Below are 20,100 nucleotides of genomic sequence, written 5' to 3' on the forward strand. Positions count from 1 at the left end.
TCCCGTCTTCGTTGAGTGCTGGGTATTTGCGGTCCGGACGACGATCCGGCAACAAATACCCAGCACTCAACGCGCGCGGGTGGGTCAGGGCTGGACGCCCAGCGCGTAGCGCATCGGCTCCAGCTTGGCCTCGGACTCCGCCAGCTCCGCCTGCGGGTCCGACGCCGCGACGATGCCGCAGCCCGCGAACAGGCGGATGTGCCGCGGGTCGGTCGCGGAGATCTCCGCCGACCGCAGCGCGATGCCCCACTCGCCGTCGCCACCGGCCCCGACCCAGCCCACCGGGCCCGCGTACCGGGCGCGGTCCAGGCCCTCGATCTCGCGGATGAGGCTGCGCGCGGCGGTCGTCGGCGTGCCGCAGACGGCGGCGCTCGGGTGCAGTGCGGCGGCCAGCGAGAGGGACGACGGCGCCGGCCGGCCCGAACGGGCGCCCGATCCGGCGCCCGATCCGACGCCCGATCCCGCGTGCTGGTCCGTCAGCACGCCGGTCACGTCCGTCGCGAGGTGCATGACGTTCGGCAGGTGCAGCACGAACGGGGCCTCGGGCACGTTCATCGAGGAGCAGAAGGGCTCCAGGGCGGCGGCCACGGAGCGCACCGCGAACTCGTGCTCCTCGAGGTCCTTCGAGGACCGGGCGAGCTGGGCGGCGCGCAGCAGGTCGGCGTCGTCGGCGTCCGCCACGCCGTGCTCGCGGCGGATCGTGCCCGCCAGCACTCGCGAGGCCACCAGGCCCTTCTCGCTGCGCACCAGCAGCTCCGGCGTCGCGCCCACCATGCCGTCCACGCTGAAGGCCCAGCAGGCGTCGTAGGCGGACGCGAGGCGGCCCAGCAGGTGCCGGGTGTCGAGCGGGCGCTCGGCGGTCGCCACGACGTCGCGCGCGAGCACCACCTTCTCCAGCTCGCCGGTCTGGATCCGGGCGATCCCCTCGGCGACCACGGCGGGCCAGTCGGCCGCGCCCACGGCGCCGTCGGCCAGGACCACCCGGCCCGGCTCCGTCACGGGCTGCTGCGGGTAGGCCGACAGCAGGTCCTCGCCCACGGGGGCGGAGCGGTCGCCCACCAGGGAGATCGTGGTCATCCAGGACTTCTCGCCCCGGCGGCCGACGACGACGCGCGGCACGATCAGCACGCCGCTGGCCCGCGCGGGGTCCTCGGACTCGTCGCCGGGGGAGACGTCGTCGAAGGCGAAGCTGCCGAACGCGACCAGCCCGCTGCCAGGCAGGTTGACGTCGTCGTGCACCACGGCGTTGTCGAGCACCTGGCGCCAGGCCTCGTCGGCGTCGGCGAACCGGCCCGGGCCGAACGTCTCGAACCGCAGCGCCTCGCCCCACCCCACGAGGCCGTCGCCGTGCCGTACCCAGGCCAGGGCGTTGGTGTCGGGGAGCCGGTCGACGAGCGCGGTCGGGGTGTCCGGCAGGTCGTCGGTCGCCACGGTGCGGACCACGAGCTGCGGGCCGTGCGGGGCGCCCGGCGGCGCCTCGTCGGACACGGGCGGTGTCTCGACCGCCCAGCCGTCGTACACGCTGGTGCCGGAGGGGGAGCCGGTGGGTGTGCCGGGAGTGCCGCCGGAAGGTGAAGCGATCATCGCTTTCAGGATAAGCGCGGGCGGGGGAGCCGGAGACCTGGCGTAGCGGAGGTCACAGGCGCCGCCCCGGCGTGACACGATGGCGCCATGTCACGTGCGAGTCTGGAGAAGAAGCCGGCCGAGGTCGCGTCCATGTTCGACGGGATCGCCGCCCGCTACGACCTCACGAACGACCTCATCTCCCTGGGCCAGGACCGGCGCTGGCGCCGCCTCACGGTCGAGGCCGTCGCCGCGATGCCGGGCGAGCGCGTGCTGGACCTCGCCGCGGGCACCGGGACCAGCAGCGAGCCCTTCGCTGCCGACGGCGCCTTCGTGGTCCCGTCCGACTTCTCGATCGGCATGCTGCAGGTGGGCAAGCAGCGCCGCCCGGACCTGCCGTTCGTCGCGGGTGACGCGACCAGGCTGCCCTTCGCCGACGAGTCGTTCGACGCCGTGACGATCAGCTTCGGCCTGCGCAACGTGGTGGACACGCTCGCGGCCCTGCGCGAGATGCACCGCGTCGTCCGGCCGGGCGGGCGCATCGTGATCTGCGAGTTCTCGACGCCGACGTGGGGCCCGTTCCGCACGGTCTACCAGGAGTACCTGATGCGTGCGCTGCCCGTCGTGGCCGGCGCCGTGACCCGCGACAAGGGCTCCTACGACTACCTGGCCGAGTCGATCCGCGGCTGGCACACCCAGGTGGACCTGGCCAAGCTCATGCTCGAGGCCGGCTGGGAGCACGCCGCCTACCGCAACGTGACGGGCGGCGTCGTGGCCCTGCACCGGGCGGTGCGCCCGGCCTGAGCCGGAGGACCGCTCCCGACCTCCCCAAGTAAGGGGAACCTTCCTACACAATCCCCCCTAAGTGTGGCTAGGGTGTCGGTGTTGTGACAGGGTTCACAAGGGCTTGTCATGAAGCCCTTGACGAACCCCGCACAGCAGGTCAGCAACGACCAGGCAGCGGGTTCCCAACGGGGGTGAACGTGCGAAGAGCGATACGCGACGACGCGGATGTCATCGTGGTGGGCGCCGGTCCGGCCGGCTCGTCCACCGCGCACTGGTGCGCGGCCGCGGGGCTCGACGTGCTGCTGCTGGAAAAGGGCGAGTTTCCCCGCGACAAGATCTGCGGCGACGGCCTGACGCCGCGCGCCGTGGCCGAGCTCGTCCGCATGGGGGTGCCCACCCGCGAGGAGGACGGCTGGATCCGCAACCGCGGCCTGCGCGTGCACGGCGGCGGTCGCTCCTACGAGCTGGACTGGCCGGACCTCACGACCTACCCGGGCTACGGCATGGCCCGCGCCCGGATGACGCTGGACCAGACGCTGGCCCAGCACGCCCAGGCGAGCGGCGCCAAGCTCCTGGAGCGCACCAAGGTCACCGGCGCCGTGCGCGACGACGACGGCCGCGTGGTCGGCGTCACCGCCCAGCCGCTCGACGCCCGCGGCCGCGCCGAGGGCCCCGTCAAGGAGCTCCGCGCCCCCGTGGTGGTCGCGGCCGACGGCGTCAGCTCGCGCTTCGCGCTCGGCCTCGGCCGGGAGCGCCGCGACGACCGCCCCATGGGCACCGCCGTGCGCGCCTACTACCGCACGCCGCGCCACGACGACCCGTTCATGGAGTCGCACCTCGAGCTGTGGGACGGCGAGCCGGGCAGGAGCGCCCTGCTGCCCGGCTACGGCTGGATCTTCCCGCTCGGCGACGGCACGGTGAACGTCGGCCTCGGCAGCGTGTCCTCCACCCCGGCCCGGCAGTCGGCGGCCGGCATCGACTACCGGCGGCTCATGGAGACGTGGCTCGAGAAGAGCGCGCCCGAGGGCTGGGACCTGGTGCACGAGCCGGAGCGCGGGCCCATCCGCGGCGCGGCCCTGCCCATGGGCTACAACCGCGGACCCCTGTACGCGGACGGCGTGCTCCTGGCCGGCGACTCCGCCGGCATGGTGAGCCCGTTCAACGGCGAGGGCATCGCCTACGGCCTGCAGGCCGGGCGCGTGGCGGCCGAGGCGATCAGCCAGGCCCGGCACCGCGCCACCGACGAGGCCCGCGAGGCCACGCTCGCCACCTACGCGGAGCGCATGCGGGCCGACCTGGGCGGCTACTACACGCTGGGCCGCTGGTTCGTGCGGCTCATCGAGCACCCCGAGATCATGCGGGTCTGCGTCCGGTACGGCCTGCCGCGCAAGGTCGTCATGCAGTTCACGCTCAAGCTCCTGTCCGACTGCTACGAGCCGCACGGCGGCGACTGGGTCGACCGCGTCATCGCCGGCCTGACCAGGGTGGTCCCGAGCTCATGAGCATCACGTCCATGAAGGGCACGTCGTCCACGAAGGGCACAGCATGAATCCTTACGTACCCATCCTGATCCTCATGGCGATCGGGGCGGTCCTGGCGCTCGGCGGGGTCGCCGCGAGCGCGATCATCGGCCCCAAGCGGTACAACCGCGCCAAGCTCGACTCGTACGAGTGCGGCATCGAGCCGACGCCGCACGCGGTCGGGGGCGGGCGGCTGCCGATCAAGTACTACCTGGTGGCGATGACATTCATCGTCTTCGACATCGAGGTCGTCTTCCTCTACCCGTGGGCCGTGGACTTCACGACGCTCGCGACGTTCGGGCTGGTGGCGATGCTGGGCTTCCTGGCGCTGATCACCGTCCCGTTCGTCTACGAGTGGCGCCGCGGCGGCTTCGACTGGGTCTGAGAGAGCGACTGGACGCGCGGCGCCTGACGGCGCCGGGCAGCGACGCCGGGCTGGGGCCCGGCAGCAAGGAGGGGACATGGGTGTCGAGGAAGCGCCGTCAGGGTTCCTGCTGACGACGATCGAGGACCTCGCGGGGTACCTGCGCAAGGCCTCGGTGTGGCCGGTGACGTTCGGCCTGGCCTGCTGCGCCATCGAGATGATGGCGGCGGGCGCGTCGCGGTTCGACCTGTCGCGGTTCGGCATGGAGGTGTTCCGCGCCTCGCCGCGCCAGGCGGACCTGATGATCGTGGCCGGCCGGGTGAGCCAGAAGATGGCCCCGGTGGTGCGCCAGGTGTACGACCAGATGAGCGAGCCCAAGTGGGTGCTCTCCATGGGCGTGTGCGCGTCGTCGGGCGGGATGTTCAACAACTACGCGATCGTGCAGGGCGTGGACCACGTGGTCCCGGTCGACATCTACCTGCCCGGCTGCCCGCCGCGCCCGGAGATGCTGATCAACGCGATCCTCGGGCTGCACGACCACATCCAGAACGCGCCGCTCGGCGTGAACCGGGTCGAGGCCGCGCGCGCCGCCGAGGCGGCCGCGATGGAGGCCACCCCGACCTTCGAGATGAAGGGCCTGCTGCGATGAGCGACGTCACGCCGGGCGGCGACCAGGGCTCGGCCCTGACGCCCCCGGAGGGGGCGGCCACCTTCGAGGTGGTCGAGGTCAAGAAGGGCATGTTCGGCGCCCAGGGCTCGGGCGACACGTCCGGCTACGGCGGCCTGGTCACGCCGATCGCGATGCCCGCGGCGTCCCCCCGCCCGTACGGGAGCTGGTTCGACCAGGTGGTCGACGTCCTGGCCGAGGTGCTGGAGGACGCCGCGCGGACCGGCGGGCCCACCTTCGACCAGGCGGTCGAGAAGGTCGTCGTGGACCTGCACGGCGCCGCGAGCGCGGACTCCCAGCGGGCGGAGCTGACGATCCACGTCGCCCGCGAGCACGTCGCCGCCGTCTGCCAGGCGCTGCGCGACGACCAGGACCTGCGGTTCGAGCTGTCGCTCGGCGTGAGCGGCGTCCACTACCCGCACGACACCGGCCGCGAGCTGCACGCCGTCTACCACCTGGCCTCCGTGACGCACTCCCGCCGGCTGCGGCTGGAGGTCGCCGCGCCCGACGACGACCCGCACATCCGGTCGACCACGTCGGTGTACCCGTCCAACGACTGGCACGAGCGCGAGACCTACGACTTCTTCGGGATCGTCTTCGACGGCCACCCCGCCCTGACCCGCATCGAGATGCCGGACGACTGGGTGGGCCACCCGCAGCGCAAGGACTACCCGCTCGGCGGCATCCCCGTCGAGTACAAGGGCGCCACGGTGCCCCCGCCGGACACGAGGAGGAGCTACTCATGAGCGCTCCCACTGACCACAGGCCGCCGCCCGCCCCGCACGCGACGCGCCCCGCCGGGAACGAGGACATGTCGTCCACCGTGCGCGCCTTCGAGGCGTACGGCGACGGCGACTGGGACGACATCGCGCGCGAGGCGATCGGCGAGGAGCGCATCGTCGTCAACATGGGTCCCCAGCACCCGTCCACGCACGGCGTGCTGCGCCTCATGCTGGAGATTGACGGCGAGACCGTCACCGAGGCCCGGGCCGGTATCGGCTACCTGCACACGGGCATCGAGAAGAACATGGAGTTCCGCACCTGGACGCAGGGCACCACGTTCTGCACCCGCATGGACTACGTGGCGCCCCTGTTCCAGGAGGCCGCGTACTGCCTCGCCGTCGAGAAGCTGCTCGGCATCACCGACGACGTGCCCGAGCGCGCCTCCGTGATCCGCGTGCTGATGATGGAGCTCAACCGCATCGCCTCCCACCTGGTCTGCCTCGGCACCGGCGGCAACGAGATGGGCGCCACCACGGTGATGACCATCGGGTTCACCGCCCGCGAGGAGATCCTGCGGCTCTTCGAGGCCGTCACCGGCCTGCGCATGAACCACGCGTACATCCGGCCCGGCGGCGTGGCGGTCGACGTGCCCGAGGGCTTCACCGCCCAGGCGCGCGCGGCCCTGAAGAACGTGCGCGGCTACCTCAAGCAGCTCGGCGACCTCATGCTCGCCAACCCCATCTTCAAGGCGCGGCTGACGAACGTCGGCGTGCTGAACCTCTCCGGCTGCATGGCGCTCGCGGTCACCGGACCGGTGCTGCGCTCCACGGGCCTGCCGTACGACGTCCGCAAGGACAACCCGTACTGCGGCTACGAGACCTACGACTTCGACGTCCCCACCTCGAAGGGCGCCGACTGCTACGACCGCGTCGTGCTCCGCGTCGAGGAGTGCTACCAGTCGCTGAAGATCGTCGAGCAGGCCCTGGAGCGGCTCGACCGCACCGAGGGCGAGCCCGTCATGGTCGCCGACAAGAAGATCGCGTGGCCCGCCCAGCTCGCCGTCGGCGGCGACGGCCAGGGCAACTCGCTGGAGCACATCAAGAAGATCATGGGCACCTCCATGGAGGCCCTGATCCACCACTTCAAGCTGGTCACCGAGGGCTTCCGCGTCCCCGTCGGCCAGGCCTGGCAGACCGTGGAGCACCCGCGCGGAGAGCTCGGCGTGCACGTCGTCTCCGACGGCGGCACCCGCCCCTACCGCGCGCACTTCCGCGACCCCTCGTTCAACAACCTCCAGGCCACGTCGGTGATGTGCGAGGGCGGCCAGGTGGCCGACGTCGTCGTCGCCGTCGCGTCCCTGGACCCCGTGCTGGGAGGTGTGGACCGATGACCGCAGACCCGCAGGCGGCCACGAAGACCGGCTACGACGCCGAGACCGTCGCAGCCCTGACCGCCGACGCCACGGCGATCATGGCCCGCTACCCGGACCCCCGGTCCGGCCTGCTGCCGATGCTGCACCTCGTGCAGTCGGTCGACGGGTACGTGAGCCGCGACGGCATCCTGTTCTGCGCAGAGATCCTCGGCATCACGGCCGCCGAGGTCTCCGCCGTCGCCACCTTCTACACCCAGTACAAGCGCCACCCCAACGGGAAGTACACCGTGGGCGTGTGCACCAACACCCTGTGCGCGGTCATGGGCGGCGACGCCATCTTCGACGAGCTCAGCGACCACCTCGGCGTGGGCCACGACGAGACCACCGACGACGGCGCCATCACCCTCGAGCGCATCGAGTGCAACGCCGCCTGCGACTACGCACCCGTCGTGATGGTCAACTGGGAGTTCTTCGACAACCAGACGCCCGAGACGGCCACGGCGCTCGCGGACCAGCTGCGCCTCGGCGACGACGTCGTCCCCACCCGGGGCGCCGCCTCCGTCTGCTCGTTCAAGCAGATGAGCCGCATCCTGGCCGGGTTCCCCGACGGCCGCGCCGACGAGGGCGTGGGCGCGGGCGAGCCGACCCTGGCCGGGCTCGCGATCGCCCGCGAGCGCGGCTGGACGGCGCCCGACGCGCCCGCCGCCGACGGCGGGCCGGACGGTGCGGCCGCTGCCGCCGGGCAGACGAGCCCGCCGGTCGGCACGCCCGGCTCGTCGGCCGAGCGCAAGCCCGCCACGTCGTCCGACACCGAGGTCGGCAAGGACAAGAAGCCCGGGGAGGACGCGAAGTGAACCTCACACCGGTACTCACCGACACGTGGGACAAGGACCGCTCCTGGCGGCTGGCCACGTACGAGCGCAACGGCGGCTACGCCGGGCTCAAGAAGGCCCTGACGATGGAGCCGGGCGCGCTGGTCCAGGCGGTCAAGGACTCCGGCCTGCGCGGCCGCGGCGGCGCGGGCTTCCCCACGGGCATGAAGTGGGGCTTCCTGCCCCCGCCCGACGGCGGCCCGCGGTACCTGGTGGTCAACGCCGACGAGTCGGAGCCGGGCACCTGCAAGGACATCCCGCTGATGCTCGCCAGCCCGCAGCACCTCATCGAGGGCGTGGCGATCACGAGCTACGCGATCGGCTGCGACCACGCGTTCATCTACGTGCGCGGCGAGGTGCTGCACGTCTACCGGCGGCTGCTGAACGCGGTCGAGGAGGCGTACAAGGCGGGCTACCTGGGCAAGAACATCCAGGGCACGGGCTTCGACCTCGACGTCACGGTGCACGCCGGCGCCGGCGCCTACATCTGCGGCGAGGAGACGGCGCTGCTCGACTCGCTGGAGGGCCTGCGCGGCCAGCCGCGGCTCAAGCCGCCGTTCCCCGCCGTGGCCGGCCTGTACGCCCGGCCCACCGTGGTCAACAACGTGGAGTCCATCGCGTCGGTCCCCGCGATCATCGCCCGGGGCGCCGACTGGTTCTCCTCGATGGGCACCGAGAAGTCGCAGGGCCACGGGCTGTTCTCGCTGTCGGGGCACGTCACCCGGCCCGGCCAGTACGAGGCCCCGCTCGGCATCACGCTGCGCGAGCTGCTCGACCTCTCCGGCGGCATCCGGGCCGGGCACGAGCTGAAGTTCTGGACCCCCGGTGGGTCGTCCACGCCGATCTTCACGCAGGAGCACCTCGACACCCCGCTCGACTACGAGTCGGTGGGCGCCGCGGGGTCGATGCTCGGCACGCGCGCGCTGCAGATCTTCGACGAGACGGTGTGCGTGGTCCGGGCCGTGTCCCGCTGGATCGACTTCTACGCGCACGAGTCGTGCGGCAAGTGCACGCCGTGCCGCGAGGGCACCTACTGGCTCAAGCAGGTGCTGCGCCGCATCGAGGCCGGCGAGGGGCAGGACGGCGACCTGGAGCTGCTGGTCGACCTGTGCGACAACATCCTCGGCAAGGCGTTCTGCGCGCTGGGCGACGGCGCGGTCTCGCCCGTCACGTCGAGCATCCAGTACTTCCGCGCCGAGTACCAGGCGCACATCGACGGCCACGGCTGCCCGTTCGACCCGAGTGCGTCGGCGCTGTTCCCGTACACCCCCAAGACACGGACACCGGGTGCCCTCACGGGCGCCGGCGCGGGAGGTCACCGATGACCGTCACCACGAACAACCCCCAGACCGAGGCGGCCCCGGTCGAGCTCGTCACCTTCACCATCGACGGGACGGAGGTGAGCGTCCCGAAGGGCACGCTGATCATCCGGGCCGCCGAGCAGGCCGGCATCCAGATCCCGCGGTTCTGCGACCACCCGCTCCTGGCGCCCGCCGGCGCGTGCCGGCAGTGCCTCGTCGAGGTGGCCATGCCGGACCGCGAGGGCAACGTGCGGCCCATGCCGAAGCCGCAGGCGTCGTGCACCATGACGGTCGCGCCGGGCATGGTCGTCAAGACGCAGCACACGTCCGCCGTCGCCGACAAGGCGCAGCAGGGGGTCATGGAGCTGCTGCTCATGAACCACCCGCTGGACTGCCCGGTCTGCGACAAGGGCGGCGAGTGCCCCCTGCAGAACCAGGCGATGAGCAACGGGCGGCCCGAGACGCGGTTCACCGACGTCAAGCGCACGTTCCCCAAGCCGATCGCGCTGTCCACGCAGATCCTGCTGGACCGCGAGCGCTGCGTGCTGTGCCAGCGCTGCACCCGGTTCAGCGAGGAGATCGCGGGCGACGCGTTCATCGCGCTGCAGGACCGCGGCGCGCACCAGCAGATCGGCCGCTACGACGAGGACGTGCTCGGGTTCGCCGGGGCGGAGTCGAGCACCGGTCCCGTGGACCGCCCGATCGGGGAGGCCACCACGGACACGTCCGGGCGGCCCTTCTCCTCCTACTACTCGGGCAACACGGTGCAGATCTGCCCGGTGGGCGCGCTGACCGGCGCGGGCTACCGGTTCCGGTCGCGGCCGTTCGACCTGGTCAGCACGCCGAGCATCGCGGAGCACGACGCGTGCGGCTCCGCGATCCGCATCGACCACCGCCGCGGCCAGGTGCTGCGCCGGTTGTCGGGCGAGGACCCGGTGGTCAACGAGGAGTGGATCACCGACAAGGACCGCTTCGCGTTCACGTGGCAGTCCGCTCCGGACCGCGTCACCACCCCGCTGGTGCGCGAGAACGGCGAGCTGCGCCCCGCGTCCTGGGTCGAGGCCCTGGAGATCGCGGCGGCCGGCCTGGCCGCGGCGCGCGAGAACGGCGGCGTGGGCGTGCTGCCCGGCGGCCGGCTCACCGTCGAGGACGCGTTCGCGTGGTCCCGGTTCGCCCGGACGGTGCTCGGCACCAACGACGTGGACCAGCGGGTGCGCGTGCACTCCGCCGAGGAGGCCGCGTTCCTGGCCCGCGTCGTCGCGGGCTCCGGCATCGGCGTCACGTTCGGCGACCTGGAGCAGGCGCCCGCGGTGCTGCTCGTCGGCCTGGAGGCCGAGGAGGAGGCGGGCGTCACGTTCCTGCGGCTGCGCAAGGGCGCCCAGGGCAAGGCCGGTACCAAGGTCTTCTCGATCGCGCCCTACGCCACCCGCGGCCTGACCCGCCTGGACGGCACGCTGCTCCCGGCGGCCCCCGGCACCGAGGCCGAGTGGCTGACCAGCCTGACCACCAGCCTGGCCGGCGGCCTGCTCCCGGCGGACGCACCGACGTCCGACATCGACACGAGCGCCCTGGCCCAGCCGGGCGCAGTGATCCTCGTGGGCGAGCGCCTCGCGGGCTCGCCGGGCGCCTACACCGCGGCCCTCGGGCTCGCCGAGGCGACGGGCGCGCGGCTCGCGTGGATCCCGCGTCGTGCCGGTGAGCGCGGCGGCGTCGAGGCCGGCCTGCTGCCGGACCTGCTGCCGGGCGGTCGCCCGGTCGCCGACGCCGCGGCGCGCGCCCAGGTCGCCCAGGCCTGGGGCGCCGAGCTCCCGGCCACCCCGGGGCGCGACACCGCGGGCATCCTCGCGGCGCTCGCCTCGGGCGCGCTGGGCGGGGCCGTGCTCGGCGGCGTAGAGCTCGCCGACCTGCCCGACCCGGCCGCCGCCCGCGCCGCGCTCGACGCGACGCAGGCCCGCGGCGGCTTCGTCGTGAGCCTGGAGGTGCGGGCCTCGGAGGTGACCGAGCGGGCCGACGTCGTGCTCCCGGTCGCGCCCCCGATCGAGCGCGCCGGCTCGTACTGGAACTGGGAGGGCCGGGTGCGGTCCTTCGGCGCCACGCTCGAGTCGAGCGCCCTGCCCGACCACCGCGTGCTGCACGTGCTGGCCCAGCACCTCGGCGTGGACCTGCAGGCGGGCTCGCCCGCCGAGGCCCACCTCGCGATCGCCCTGACCCAGGGCGCGTGGGAGGGCGAGCCGGTGACGCTGGAGAGCGACGTCCTGGCCGCCCCGCCCACCGTCGGACCGGGTCAGGCGGTGCTCGCCACCTGGCGGCTCCAGCTCGACGCGGGCAGCGGCCAGGACGGCGAGCAGTTCCTCGCCGGCACGGCCAAGCGGCCCGTCGCCCGGATGTCCGCCGCCACGGCGAGCGGCTTCGGGGTGTCCGACGGCGCGGCGATCATCGTCAGCACGGCGCGCGGCTCCGTCCGGGTGCCCGCGGCGGTGACCGACCGGATGGTCGACGGCGTGGTCTGGCTGCCGCTGGCCTCCGCCGGCTGCCGCGTGCACGAGACCCTCGGCGCGTCCGCGGGCGACCTCGTCAGCGTCAGCCCCCACGTGGCGGACGTCCGGGTCACCACGGCGGCCCGCACGTTCCACGGCTCGGAAGGAGATGCCCGATGAACCCGGTGCTGCTGGCCGAGGCCGCGCCCGGCGTCGCCGCCGACTTCTCGCAGGAGACCATCTGGGCCTCGGTCGTCAAGGCCGTGCTGATCGTGGTCTTCCTGCTGACCAGCGTGCTCTTCGCGATCTGGTTCGAGCGCAAGGTCGTGGCGCGCATGCAGGTGCGCCCCGGCCCCAACTGGCACGGGCCGGCCGGCCTGCTCCAGTCGCTCGCGGACGCCATGAAGCTCCTGCTCAAGGAGGACATGACGGTCACGCGGGCCGACCGGTTCGTGTACCTGCTGGCGCCGATGATCTCGGTGTTCTGCTCGCTGCTCGTGTTCGCCGTGATCCCGTTCGGGCCGAGCCTGCCGTTCCCGTGGACCGACTGGACCACGCCGGCCCAGCTCACCGACTTCCCGGTGGCGGTGCTGTACGTGCTGGCCGCCGCGGCGCTCGGCGTCTACGGCATCGTGCTCGGCGGCTGGGCCTCCGGCTCGACCTACCCGCTGCTCGGCTCGGTCCGGTCCACGGCACAGGTGATCAGCTACGAGCTCGCGATGGGCCTGTCGCTGGTGAGCGTGTTCATCATGTCGGGGTCGATGTCGACGTCGCAGATCGTGTCCAGCCAGACGCAGATCTGGTGGTTCATCCCGCTCGCGCCGGCCTTCGTGATCTACGTGATCTCGATGATCGGCGAGACCAACCGCCTGCCGTTCGACCTGCCGGAGGCCGAGGGCGAGCTCGTCTCCGGCTACATGACCGAGTACTCGTCGATGAAGTTCGCCTGGTTCTTCCTGGCGGAGTACATCAACATGCTCAACGTCTCGGCGGTCTGCGTCACGCTCTTCCTGGGTGGCTGGCGGGCACCGGTGCCCGACGGGTTCCTGGGCGGCGCGCTGAACGAGGGCTGGCTGCCCATCATCTGGTTCCTCGTGAAGCTCTGGGCCGTCATGTTCTTCTTCGTGTGGGTGCGCGGCACGCTGCTGCGCCTGCGCTACGACCAGTTCATGGTCTTCGGCTGGAAGGTGCTCATCCCGGTCGCGCTGACCTGGGTCGTCGTGCTCGCCGTCGTGCAGTGGCTGCAGCGCGTGCAGGGCATGTCCTTCCAGCAGTTCATCCCCGTGATCATCGGGGCCGCCGTCGTCTTCATCGCGGTCATGTGGTTCTGGCCGGAGAAGAAGGAGGCGCCGCCGGGCGGCCGGGACAAGGAGCCCGTCGACGCGTTCGCCGGCGGGTTCCCGGTGCCGCCGCTGCCCGGCGAGAAGCTGCCCCCGTCCAAGCGGTTCGGAAAGGAGGTCCACGGTGAGTAAGCGAGACACGGACGAGTACCAGCCCCTGCGGCCGCAGCCGGGACCCATCGGGGAGCTGTTCGCTCCCGTCGCGGGCTTCGGCGTGACGCTGTCGTCGATGTTCAGGCCCACGGTCACGGAGCAGTACCCGCGCGAGAAGGTGCCGACCCAGCGCCGCTTCCACGGCCGCCACCAGCTCAACCGGTACGCCGACGGTCTGGAGAAGTGCATCGGCTGCGAGCTGTGCGCGTGGGCGTGCCCGGCGGACGCGATCTACGTGGAGGGTGCGTCCAACGCCGCCCTGCCGGAGAATGCCGGCCTCCAGGTCAACGCGGACGACTCCCAGGGCGCGCACATGAGTCCCGGCGAGCGCTACGGCGGCGTCTACCAGATCAACTACCTGCGCTGCATCTTCTGCGGGCTGTGCATCGAGGCCTGCCCCACGCGGGCGCTGACCATGACCAACGACTTCGAGCTGGCCGGCAAGACCCGCGCGGGCATGATCTACGAGAAGCAGGACCTGCTGGCCCCGCTGGCCGAGGGCATGCTCGCGGCGCCCCACCCCATGGTCGAGGGCACCACGGACACCGACTACTACAGCGGTGACGTGCTGGGCCCGACGGCGGCGCAGGTCGCCTGGGTGCGCGAGCACCGGCCGGACGACGAGACGCTGGACGCCGCGGACGCCGTGGCGTCGGGGAAGGCGCCGGCGCCCACCCAGCGGCAGCACGAGCTGCGGCCCGAGGAGGGCCCGGGTGCCGCCGAGCGGTCCGCCGGCGCTGCCGCGGTCGGCTCGGTGCGGGTCCTGGCGAGCGACGCGGCCGGCCCGGCCCGTCCGGGGGTGACGGCATGACCCCCGACGGCCTGGTGATCTCGACCGGCGAGACCGTCCTGTTCTGGGTGGTCGCGCCGCTCATGGTGCTCGCCGCGCTGGGCCTGCTGTTCGTCAAGCGGGCCGTGCACGCGGCGATGTGCCTCGTGTTCGTCATGGTCAGCATGGCGATCCTGTACATCGCGCAGGAGGCGCCGTTCCTCGGCGTCGTGCAGGTGGTCGTGTACACGGGCGCCGTGATGATGCTGTTCCTGTTCGTGCTGATGCTCGTCGGCGTGGACGCGTCCGACTCGCTCACGGAGACCATCCGCGGGCAGCGCTGGCTGGGCCTGCTCATCGGGATCGGCCTCGCGGTGATCCTGGGCGGCGTCGTGTCGCGTGCCGCGTTCCCGCCCCCGGTCGGGCTGGCCGGGGGAGACCCGGGCGGCGTCGCCAACCCGCAGGCCCTGGCCCGTGTGCTGTTCGGCGACTACGTGCTGGCCATGGAGGCCGTGGGCGTCCTGCTGGTCACGGCGGCCGTCGGCGCGCTCGTGCTCACGCACCGCCGTCGGCTCACCCCCAAGCAGGACCAGCGGGCGGTCGCGGACGCACGCATCCGGGCGCTGCCCGAGGGCGTCGTGCTCACGCCGCTGCCGTCGCCGGGCGTCTACGCCACCTCCAACGCCATGGACACGCCCGCGCTCGGGCCCGACGGCGAGCAGGTGCCGCAGTCGGTCTCGCGCGTGCTGCGCATCCGGGGCCAGGAGAAGGCGGCGCCGCACGCGCCGGGCACCGAGCTCGTCGACGTCCGCACGCGTGACGCCGGCGCCGCCGAGGCCCGCACCACCGAGGCCCGGACCGAGGGAGAGGCCTGATGGACATCACCAACTACGTGGTCCTGGCCGCCGTGCTCTTCGCCGTGGGTGCCACGACCGTGCTGCTGCGCCGCAACGCGATCGTCGTGTTCATGGGCGTCGAGCTCATGCTCAACGCGACCAACCTCGCCTTCGTCACCTTCGCGAGGATGCACGGTGACCTGACCGGTCAGGTGCTCGCCTTCTTCGTCATGGTCGTCGCCGCCGCCGAGGTCGTCGTCGGCCTCGCCATCATCGTGACGATCTTCCGCACCCGCCGCTCGGCCTCGGTCGACGACGTCAACCTGCTCCGGGGGTAGAGAGTGAACGACGTGATCGGGCTTGCCCCCTGGCTGATCGGCTTCCCGCTGATCGGCGCGGCGATCCTGCTGCTGTGGCCCGTGGTGCTGGGCAGCAGGTCCATCGACCGCTGGGGCCACTGGCTCGGGGTGGTGGCCTCGGCCGCCTCCGGGGTCCTCGCCATCATCCTGTTGTTCCGCATGATCGGCACCCCCGCCGAGGACCGCTCCGTGGACCACCACCTGTGGACATGGCTGTCCGCGGGCGGGCTGGACGTGGACCTCGGCCTCCGGCTCGACCCTCTGTCCCTGACCTTCGTGATGCTCGTGACCTTCGTGGGCACGCTCATCCACGTGTACTCCGTGGCCTACATGGACCACGACCCGGACCGGCGCCGGTTCTTCGCGTACCTGAACCTGTTCGTCGCGGCGATGCTCACGCTCGTCCTGGCCGACTCCTACCTCCTGCTCTTCGTGGGCTGGGAGGGCGTGGGTCTCGCGTCCTACCTGCTCATCGGGTTCTGGGACACGGGGCGGCCGTCGGCCCGCGAGAACGCGGTGGCGGCCAAGAAGGCGTTCGTCATGAACCGCATCGGCGACATGGGGCTCATCGCGGCGATGGCGCTGCTGTTCGCCCACGCGGGCGCCCTGGACTTCGGCACCGTGCTGTCCGACGACTCCGTCGGCTCGATGTCGCAGGCCACGGCCACCGCGATCGGGCTCTGCCTGCTCCTGGCCGCGTGCGGCAAGTCGGCACAGTTCCCGCTCCAGGCCTGGCTGGGCGACGCCATGGCCGGCCCGACGCCGGTCTCCGCGCTCATCCACGCCGCCACGATGGTCACCGCCGGCGTCTACCTCATGGTGCGCTCCGGCGCGATCCTGGAGGCGGCCCCGACGGCGCAGCTCGTCGTCGTGCTGGTCGGCGCGGTGACCCTGCTGTTCGGGGCGATCGTCGGCTGCGCCAAGGACGACATCAAGAAGGCCCTGGCCGCCTCCACGATGTCGCAGATCGGCTACATGATGCTCGCCGCGGGCCTCGGCCCGGCCGGGTACGCGTTCGCGATCTTCCACCTGCTCACGCACGGCTTCTTCAAGGCGGGACTGTTCCTCGGCGCCGGCTCGGTGATGCACGCGATGGGCGACCAGACCGACATGCGGCGCTTCGGCGGGCTGTCGCGGTTCCTGCCCATCACCTGGATCACGATGGGCCTGGGCTGGCTGGCGATCCTCGGGATCCCGCCGTTCTCCGGCTTCTGGAGCAAGGACGGCATCATCGAGGCCGCCTTCATCCCGGTCGAGGGCCAGCCGTGGCGGGCCTGGGTGTTCGGCACGGTCGCGGTGCTCGGCGCGGCGATCACCGCCTTCTACATGACGCGCCTGTTCTTCATGACCTTCGGCGGACGCCGTCCGCGCTGGACCGAGGGCCAGCACCCGCACGAGGGCTCCCCGCTGATGTGGTGGCCCCTGGTGTTCCTCGGCGTCGGCTCCGCCGCGCTGGGCCTCGTGCTCGGCATCGGCGGCACGTTCACCACCTGGCTGGAGCCCGTCGTCGGGCACGCCGAGCACCACGAGCCCGTGCTGCCGGTCTGGCTGATCATCACCGCCACCCTCGTGGTCGTGGTGCTCGGGGCGCTGCTCGCGTTCCGGATGTACGCGGTCCAGATCGTCCCCGAGGAGGCGCCGCGCGGCTCCGGGCTGACGCGGGCCGCCCGCAAGGACCTGTACCAGGACGCGGCGAACGAGACGCTCGTCCTGCGGCCCGCCTACGGGCTGGCCCGCGTGGTCCAGGTGGGCGACCGCGACGTCGTCGACCGGGGCTGGGGCGTGCTGCCGCAGGCGGTGTCGTGGTTCGGCGGGGTGTTCCGCAAGGCGCAGACCGGGTACGTCCGCTCGTACGCGGCCGGCATGGCGGGCGGCGTCCTCGTGATCGCCGTCGTCGCCTGGCTCGTCGTGGGCCTCGGTGGTGCCCAGTGATCGGAGGAGAGATGTTTCCCTGGCTGACCGCCCTCATCGCCTGGCCGCTCGTCGGCGCGGTCGTGGTGGGGCTGGGCGCGCTCGGTCGCTCCCGCACCGGCTCCGCGAACGCCCGCACGGGCTTCGCCCGGCCGGCGGCGCTCGCGTTCTCGCTGGTGGAGGTGGCCCTGCTCGTCGGCGCGTTCCTCGCCTTCGACACGGGCGCCGCCGGCGAGCACCAGCTCGCGGAGACCCACGCGTGGATCCCGCAGATCGGCACCTCGTACGCCGTGGCCGTCGACGGCGTCGGCCTGCTGCTGGTGGCGCTGGCCGTCGTGCTGGTGCCGCTGGTGCTGCTGGCCGCCTGGAACGAGCAGGGCCGCGACGAGGTGCGTCTGCGCCGGTTCGTCGGCCTGGTGCTGCTGCTCCAGGCGTTCATGGTGGCCGTGTTCGCCGCCCGTGACGTCTTCCTGTTCTACGTGCTGTTCGAGGCCATGCTGATCCCCGCGTACTTCCTCATCGGCGGGTTCGGGCAGGGTGCCGGACGGCGCCAGGCGGCCGTGAAGTTCCTGATGTTCAGCCTGGGCGGCGGGCTGATCATGCTCGCCGCGGTGATCGCCCTGTACTTCCTCGCGGTCGGCGCGGGCGTGGACCCGAGCAAGGCGTTCCTCGTGGACGAGCTGGTCGGGGTCGACCTGGGCACCACGGCCGAGCGCCTCATGTTCATCGGGTTCTTCATCGCCTTCGCGATCAAGGCCCCGATGGTCCCGGTGCACAGCTGGCTGCCCGACGTCGCGGGGAACGCCACCCCGGGCACGTCCACCCTGCTGATCTGCGTGCTGGACAAGGTCGGCACCTTCGGGATGCTGACGCTCTGCCTCCCGCTGTTCCCGGAGGCGTCCCGCTGGGCGGCGCCGTTCGTGATCGCGCTCGCCGTGATCTCGGTGCTGTACGGCGCGATCATGGCGATCATGCAGACCGACCTGCTGCGGCTGGTCGGCTGGACCTCGGTGAGCCACTTCGGCTTCATCATCCTGGGCATCTTCACCTTCACGCCGCTGGGCACGGCCGGGTCGAGCTTCATGATGCTCAACCACGGCCTCGCCACCGGCGCGCTGTTCCTGGTGGCCGGGTTCCTTGTGTCCCGGCACCCGGAGCGGTCGCAGCGCATCACGGACTACCGCGGCCTGCGGTCGGTCACGCCGGTGCTCGCCGGCACGTTCCTCGTGGCGGGCCTGGCGACGCTGTCGCTGCCCGGCCTGGCCACGTTCGTCAGCGAGATCATGGTGCTGATCGGGGCGTTCTCCGGGGCCCCCGCCGGCTCGGCCGCCTGGACCGTCGCGGCGATCCCGGGCGTGGTGCTCGCCGCGGTCTACGTGCTGCTGACCTACCAGAAGATCTTCACCGGGGCGCCGGCCGAGGGCCTGGAGGCCCTGCCCGACCTCCGGGCGCGCGAGCGCATCGTCGCGGCCCCGCTGGTGGCCGGACTCCTGGTGCTCGGCCTGGTGCCGGGCCTCGCCCTGACCTACGTGGACGCGCCGGCCCAGCAGTCGGCGGCCCTGACAGCGGTGGATGAGCCGGCGGACGCCGCGCAGATGGGGAGCGACAAGTGAACGAGTTCGTGGCACCCGAGATCGACTGGCTCGCCCTCGCACCGCTGATCGTGGTGCTGGGCGCGGGCGTGGTCGGCGTGCTCCTCGAGGCGTTCGTCCCGGCCAGGGCGCGCCGCGTGACCCAGATCGTGCTCACCCTGGCCGCCCTGGCCGGCAGCCTCGCGTTCGTGGCGGTGCTGTGGCCGCAGATCGTGGCGCAGCCCGTCCAGGTGGTCGGCGGCAGCGTGACGCTGACGCCGTTCGCGCTGGGCGCGCAGGGCATCATCGCGGTGCTCGCGTTCCTGGGCGTGCTGGTAGTGGCCGACCGCACCGCCACCGGCCAGGACGCGTTCGCGCCCACGGCCGCGGCGGTGCCCGGTACCTCGTACGAGGACCTGGCCCGGCGGTCCGGCCTGGAGCAGACCGAGATCTACCCGCTGCTGCTGTTCGCGGCGGGCGGCATGATGCTCTTCGCCTCCACCGACGACCTGATCGTCATGTTCATCGCGCTGGAGGTGCTGTCGCTCCCGCTGTACGTGCTGTGCGCCACGGCCCGCCGGCGCCGGCTGCTCTCGCAGGAGGCCGCGGCCAAGTACTTCCTGCTGGGCGCCTTCGCCTCCGCCCTGTTCATCTTCGGCGTGGCCCTGATCTACGGCTTCGCGGGCACGGTGCGGCTCCTGGAGATCGCCCAGGCGGTGCAGCAGGGCGGCCTGCCCCTGGAGGGCATGACCGGGCTGCTCGTGGCCGGCGTGCTGCTGGTGACGGTCGGCCTGCTGTTCAAGGTGGGCGCGGTGCCGTTCCACGCCTGGACCCCCGACGTCTACACCGGCGCGCCCACGCCCATCACGGGGTTCATGGCCGCGTGCACCAAGGCGGCGGCCGTCGCGGCGCTGGTCGAGGTGCTCTACCGCATCTCGATCGGCGTGCAGGCCGTCAGCCCGGAGACGATGCGGCAGCTCCAGGTGGTCATCGTGGTGGTGGCCGTCCTCACCATGGCCGTCGGCACGGTGATCGGCTCCGTGCAGACCGACGTGAAGCGCCTGCTGGCCTACTCGTCGATCGCGCACGCGGGCTTCCTGCTGGTGGGCATCGCGGGCTTCAGCTCGCAGGTCCAGTCCTCCACCCTCTTCTACCTCCTGGCCTACGGCATCGCCACGATCGGCGCGTTCGCCGTGGTCACGCTGGTCCGGGAGCGCCGGGTCACGGCCGGCGGCGGCGAGGACAACGGTCCGGTCGAGGACGACGGCGTGGTGCTCGGCGAGGCCACGGAGATCGCGCAGTGGGCCGGCCTGGGGCGCAAGGCCCCGTGGCTCACCGCCGCGTTCGCCCTGTTCCTGCTGTCGATGGCGGGCATCCCGCTCACCGCCGGGTTCATCGCCAAGTTCGGCGCGTTCTCCGGGGCGACGTCGGGCGGCCTGTGGTGGCTCGCGGTCCTCGGCGTCATCGAGTCGATGCTGGTGACGACGTTGGCGCCGGCCTCGGCGGGGTCGGACTC

17 protein-coding genes are annotated in these 20,100 nt (G+C 72.3%); 16 read left to right on the forward strand and 1 reads right to left on the reverse strand.

Features of this window, described 5'->3' with window-relative positions; all coding sequences use genetic code 11:
• Positions 1-84: 84 nt before the first annotated feature.
• Positions 85-1,584, reverse strand: coding sequence for an isochorismate synthase MenF (locus ACFWEJ_RS04890; RefSeq protein ID WP_377228085.1), 1,500 nt, complete (start codon positions 1,582-1,584; stop codon positions 85-87).
• 87 nt (positions 1,585-1,671) lie between these two features.
• Here ACFWEJ_RS04890 and ACFWEJ_RS04895 point away from each other — a divergent pair, with 87 nt between their 5' ends.
• The 16 genes from ACFWEJ_RS04895 to nuoN form a co-directional block, all read left to right on the forward strand.
• Positions 1,672-2,367 carry a demethylmenaquinone methyltransferase gene (locus tag ACFWEJ_RS04895; RefSeq protein WP_377228086.1) on the forward strand — a complete coding sequence of 232 codons (696 nt, stop codon included), beginning with the start codon at positions 1,672-1,674 and terminating at the stop codon, positions 2,365-2,367.
• A gap of 179 nt (positions 2,368-2,546) precedes the next feature.
• A complete protein-coding gene (locus ACFWEJ_RS04900) occupies positions 2,547-3,851 on the forward strand; it encodes a geranylgeranyl reductase family protein (RefSeq protein WP_377228087.1) in 1,305 nt (434 codons plus the stop codon).
• A gap of 43 nt (positions 3,852-3,894) precedes the next feature.
• Positions 3,895-4,254 (forward strand): NADH-quinone oxidoreductase subunit A, encoded by a 360-nt coding sequence (locus ACFWEJ_RS04905; protein WP_377228088.1) that lies wholly within the window; start codon positions 3,895-3,897, stop codon positions 4,252-4,254.
• Positions 4,255-4,330: 76 nt separating this feature from the next.
• Complete coding sequence (locus ACFWEJ_RS04910; RefSeq protein WP_020016037.1) at positions 4,331-4,882, forward strand: NADH-quinone oxidoreductase subunit B family protein; 552 nt, start codon at positions 4,331-4,333, stop codon at positions 4,880-4,882.
• Positions 4,879-5,646: an NADH-quinone oxidoreductase subunit C gene (locus ACFWEJ_RS04915; protein ID WP_182620498.1), complete on the forward strand. Its 768-nt coding sequence runs from the start codon at positions 4,879-4,881 to the stop codon at positions 5,644-5,646. The genes ACFWEJ_RS04910 and ACFWEJ_RS04915 overlap by 4 nt, the downstream gene beginning before the upstream one ends.
• Positions 5,643-7,013, forward strand: coding sequence for an NADH-quinone oxidoreductase subunit D (locus tag ACFWEJ_RS04920; protein ID WP_377228089.1), 1,371 nt, complete (start codon positions 5,643-5,645; stop codon positions 7,011-7,013). The genes ACFWEJ_RS04915 and ACFWEJ_RS04920 overlap by 4 nt, the downstream gene beginning before the upstream one ends.
• Entirely contained in the window at positions 7,010-7,849 is an 840-nt protein-coding gene (gene nuoE / locus ACFWEJ_RS04925) for an NADH-quinone oxidoreductase subunit NuoE (protein ID WP_377228090.1), read from the forward strand. The genes ACFWEJ_RS04920 and nuoE overlap by 4 nt, the downstream gene beginning before the upstream one ends.
• Complete coding sequence (nuoF, locus tag ACFWEJ_RS04930; protein WP_377228091.1) at positions 7,846-9,192, forward strand: NADH-quinone oxidoreductase subunit NuoF; 1,347 nt, start codon at positions 7,846-7,848, stop codon at positions 9,190-9,192. Before nuoE ends, nuoF begins: the two co-directional genes overlap by 4 nt.
• Positions 9,189-11,825 (forward strand): NADH-quinone oxidoreductase subunit G, encoded by a 2,637-nt coding sequence (locus ACFWEJ_RS04935; RefSeq protein ID WP_377228092.1) that lies wholly within the window; start codon positions 9,189-9,191, stop codon positions 11,823-11,825. Before nuoF ends, ACFWEJ_RS04935 begins: the two co-directional genes overlap by 4 nt.
• Positions 11,822-13,117 carry an NADH-quinone oxidoreductase subunit NuoH gene (nuoH, locus tag ACFWEJ_RS04940; RefSeq protein ID WP_377228093.1) on the forward strand — a complete coding sequence of 432 codons (1,296 nt, stop codon included), beginning with the start codon at positions 11,822-11,824 and terminating at the stop codon, positions 13,115-13,117. Before ACFWEJ_RS04935 ends, nuoH begins: the two co-directional genes overlap by 4 nt.
• Positions 13,110-13,949 carry an NADH-quinone oxidoreductase subunit NuoI gene (gene nuoI / locus ACFWEJ_RS04945; protein ID WP_377228094.1) on the forward strand — a complete coding sequence of 280 codons (840 nt, stop codon included), beginning with the start codon at positions 13,110-13,112 and terminating at the stop codon, positions 13,947-13,949. The genes nuoH and nuoI overlap by 8 nt, the downstream gene beginning before the upstream one ends.
• Complete coding sequence (locus ACFWEJ_RS04950) at positions 13,946-14,782, forward strand: NADH-quinone oxidoreductase subunit J (protein WP_377228095.1); 837 nt, start codon at positions 13,946-13,948, stop codon at positions 14,780-14,782. Before nuoI ends, ACFWEJ_RS04950 begins: the two co-directional genes overlap by 4 nt.
• Positions 14,782-15,081 carry an NADH-quinone oxidoreductase subunit NuoK gene (nuoK, locus tag ACFWEJ_RS04955; protein ID WP_285100873.1) on the forward strand — a complete coding sequence of 100 codons (300 nt, stop codon included), beginning with the start codon at positions 14,782-14,784 and terminating at the stop codon, positions 15,079-15,081. Before ACFWEJ_RS04950 ends, nuoK begins: the two co-directional genes overlap by 1 nt.
• Positions 15,082-15,093: 12 nt before the next feature.
• On the forward strand, positions 15,094-17,034 hold the full coding sequence (nuoL, locus tag ACFWEJ_RS04960) for an NADH-quinone oxidoreductase subunit L (protein ID WP_377228096.1): 1,941 nt from the start codon (positions 15,094-15,096) through the stop codon (positions 17,032-17,034).
• An 11-nt stretch (positions 17,035-17,045) separates the two neighbouring features.
• Positions 17,046-18,626, forward strand: coding sequence for an NADH-quinone oxidoreductase subunit M (locus tag ACFWEJ_RS04965; RefSeq protein WP_377228097.1), 1,581 nt, complete (start codon positions 17,046-17,048; stop codon positions 18,624-18,626).
• The coding region (gene nuoN, locus ACFWEJ_RS04970) for an NADH-quinone oxidoreductase subunit NuoN (RefSeq protein ID WP_377228098.1) at positions 18,623-20,100 on the forward strand (1,478 nt) is incomplete at its 3' end. The genes ACFWEJ_RS04965 and nuoN, both read left to right, overlap by 4 nt.

Source organism: Promicromonospora sp. NPDC060204 (genome assembly GCF_042728455.1).
In the GTDB taxonomy this organism is placed as follows: domain Bacteria; phylum Actinomycetota; class Actinomycetes; order Actinomycetales; family Cellulomonadaceae; genus Promicromonospora.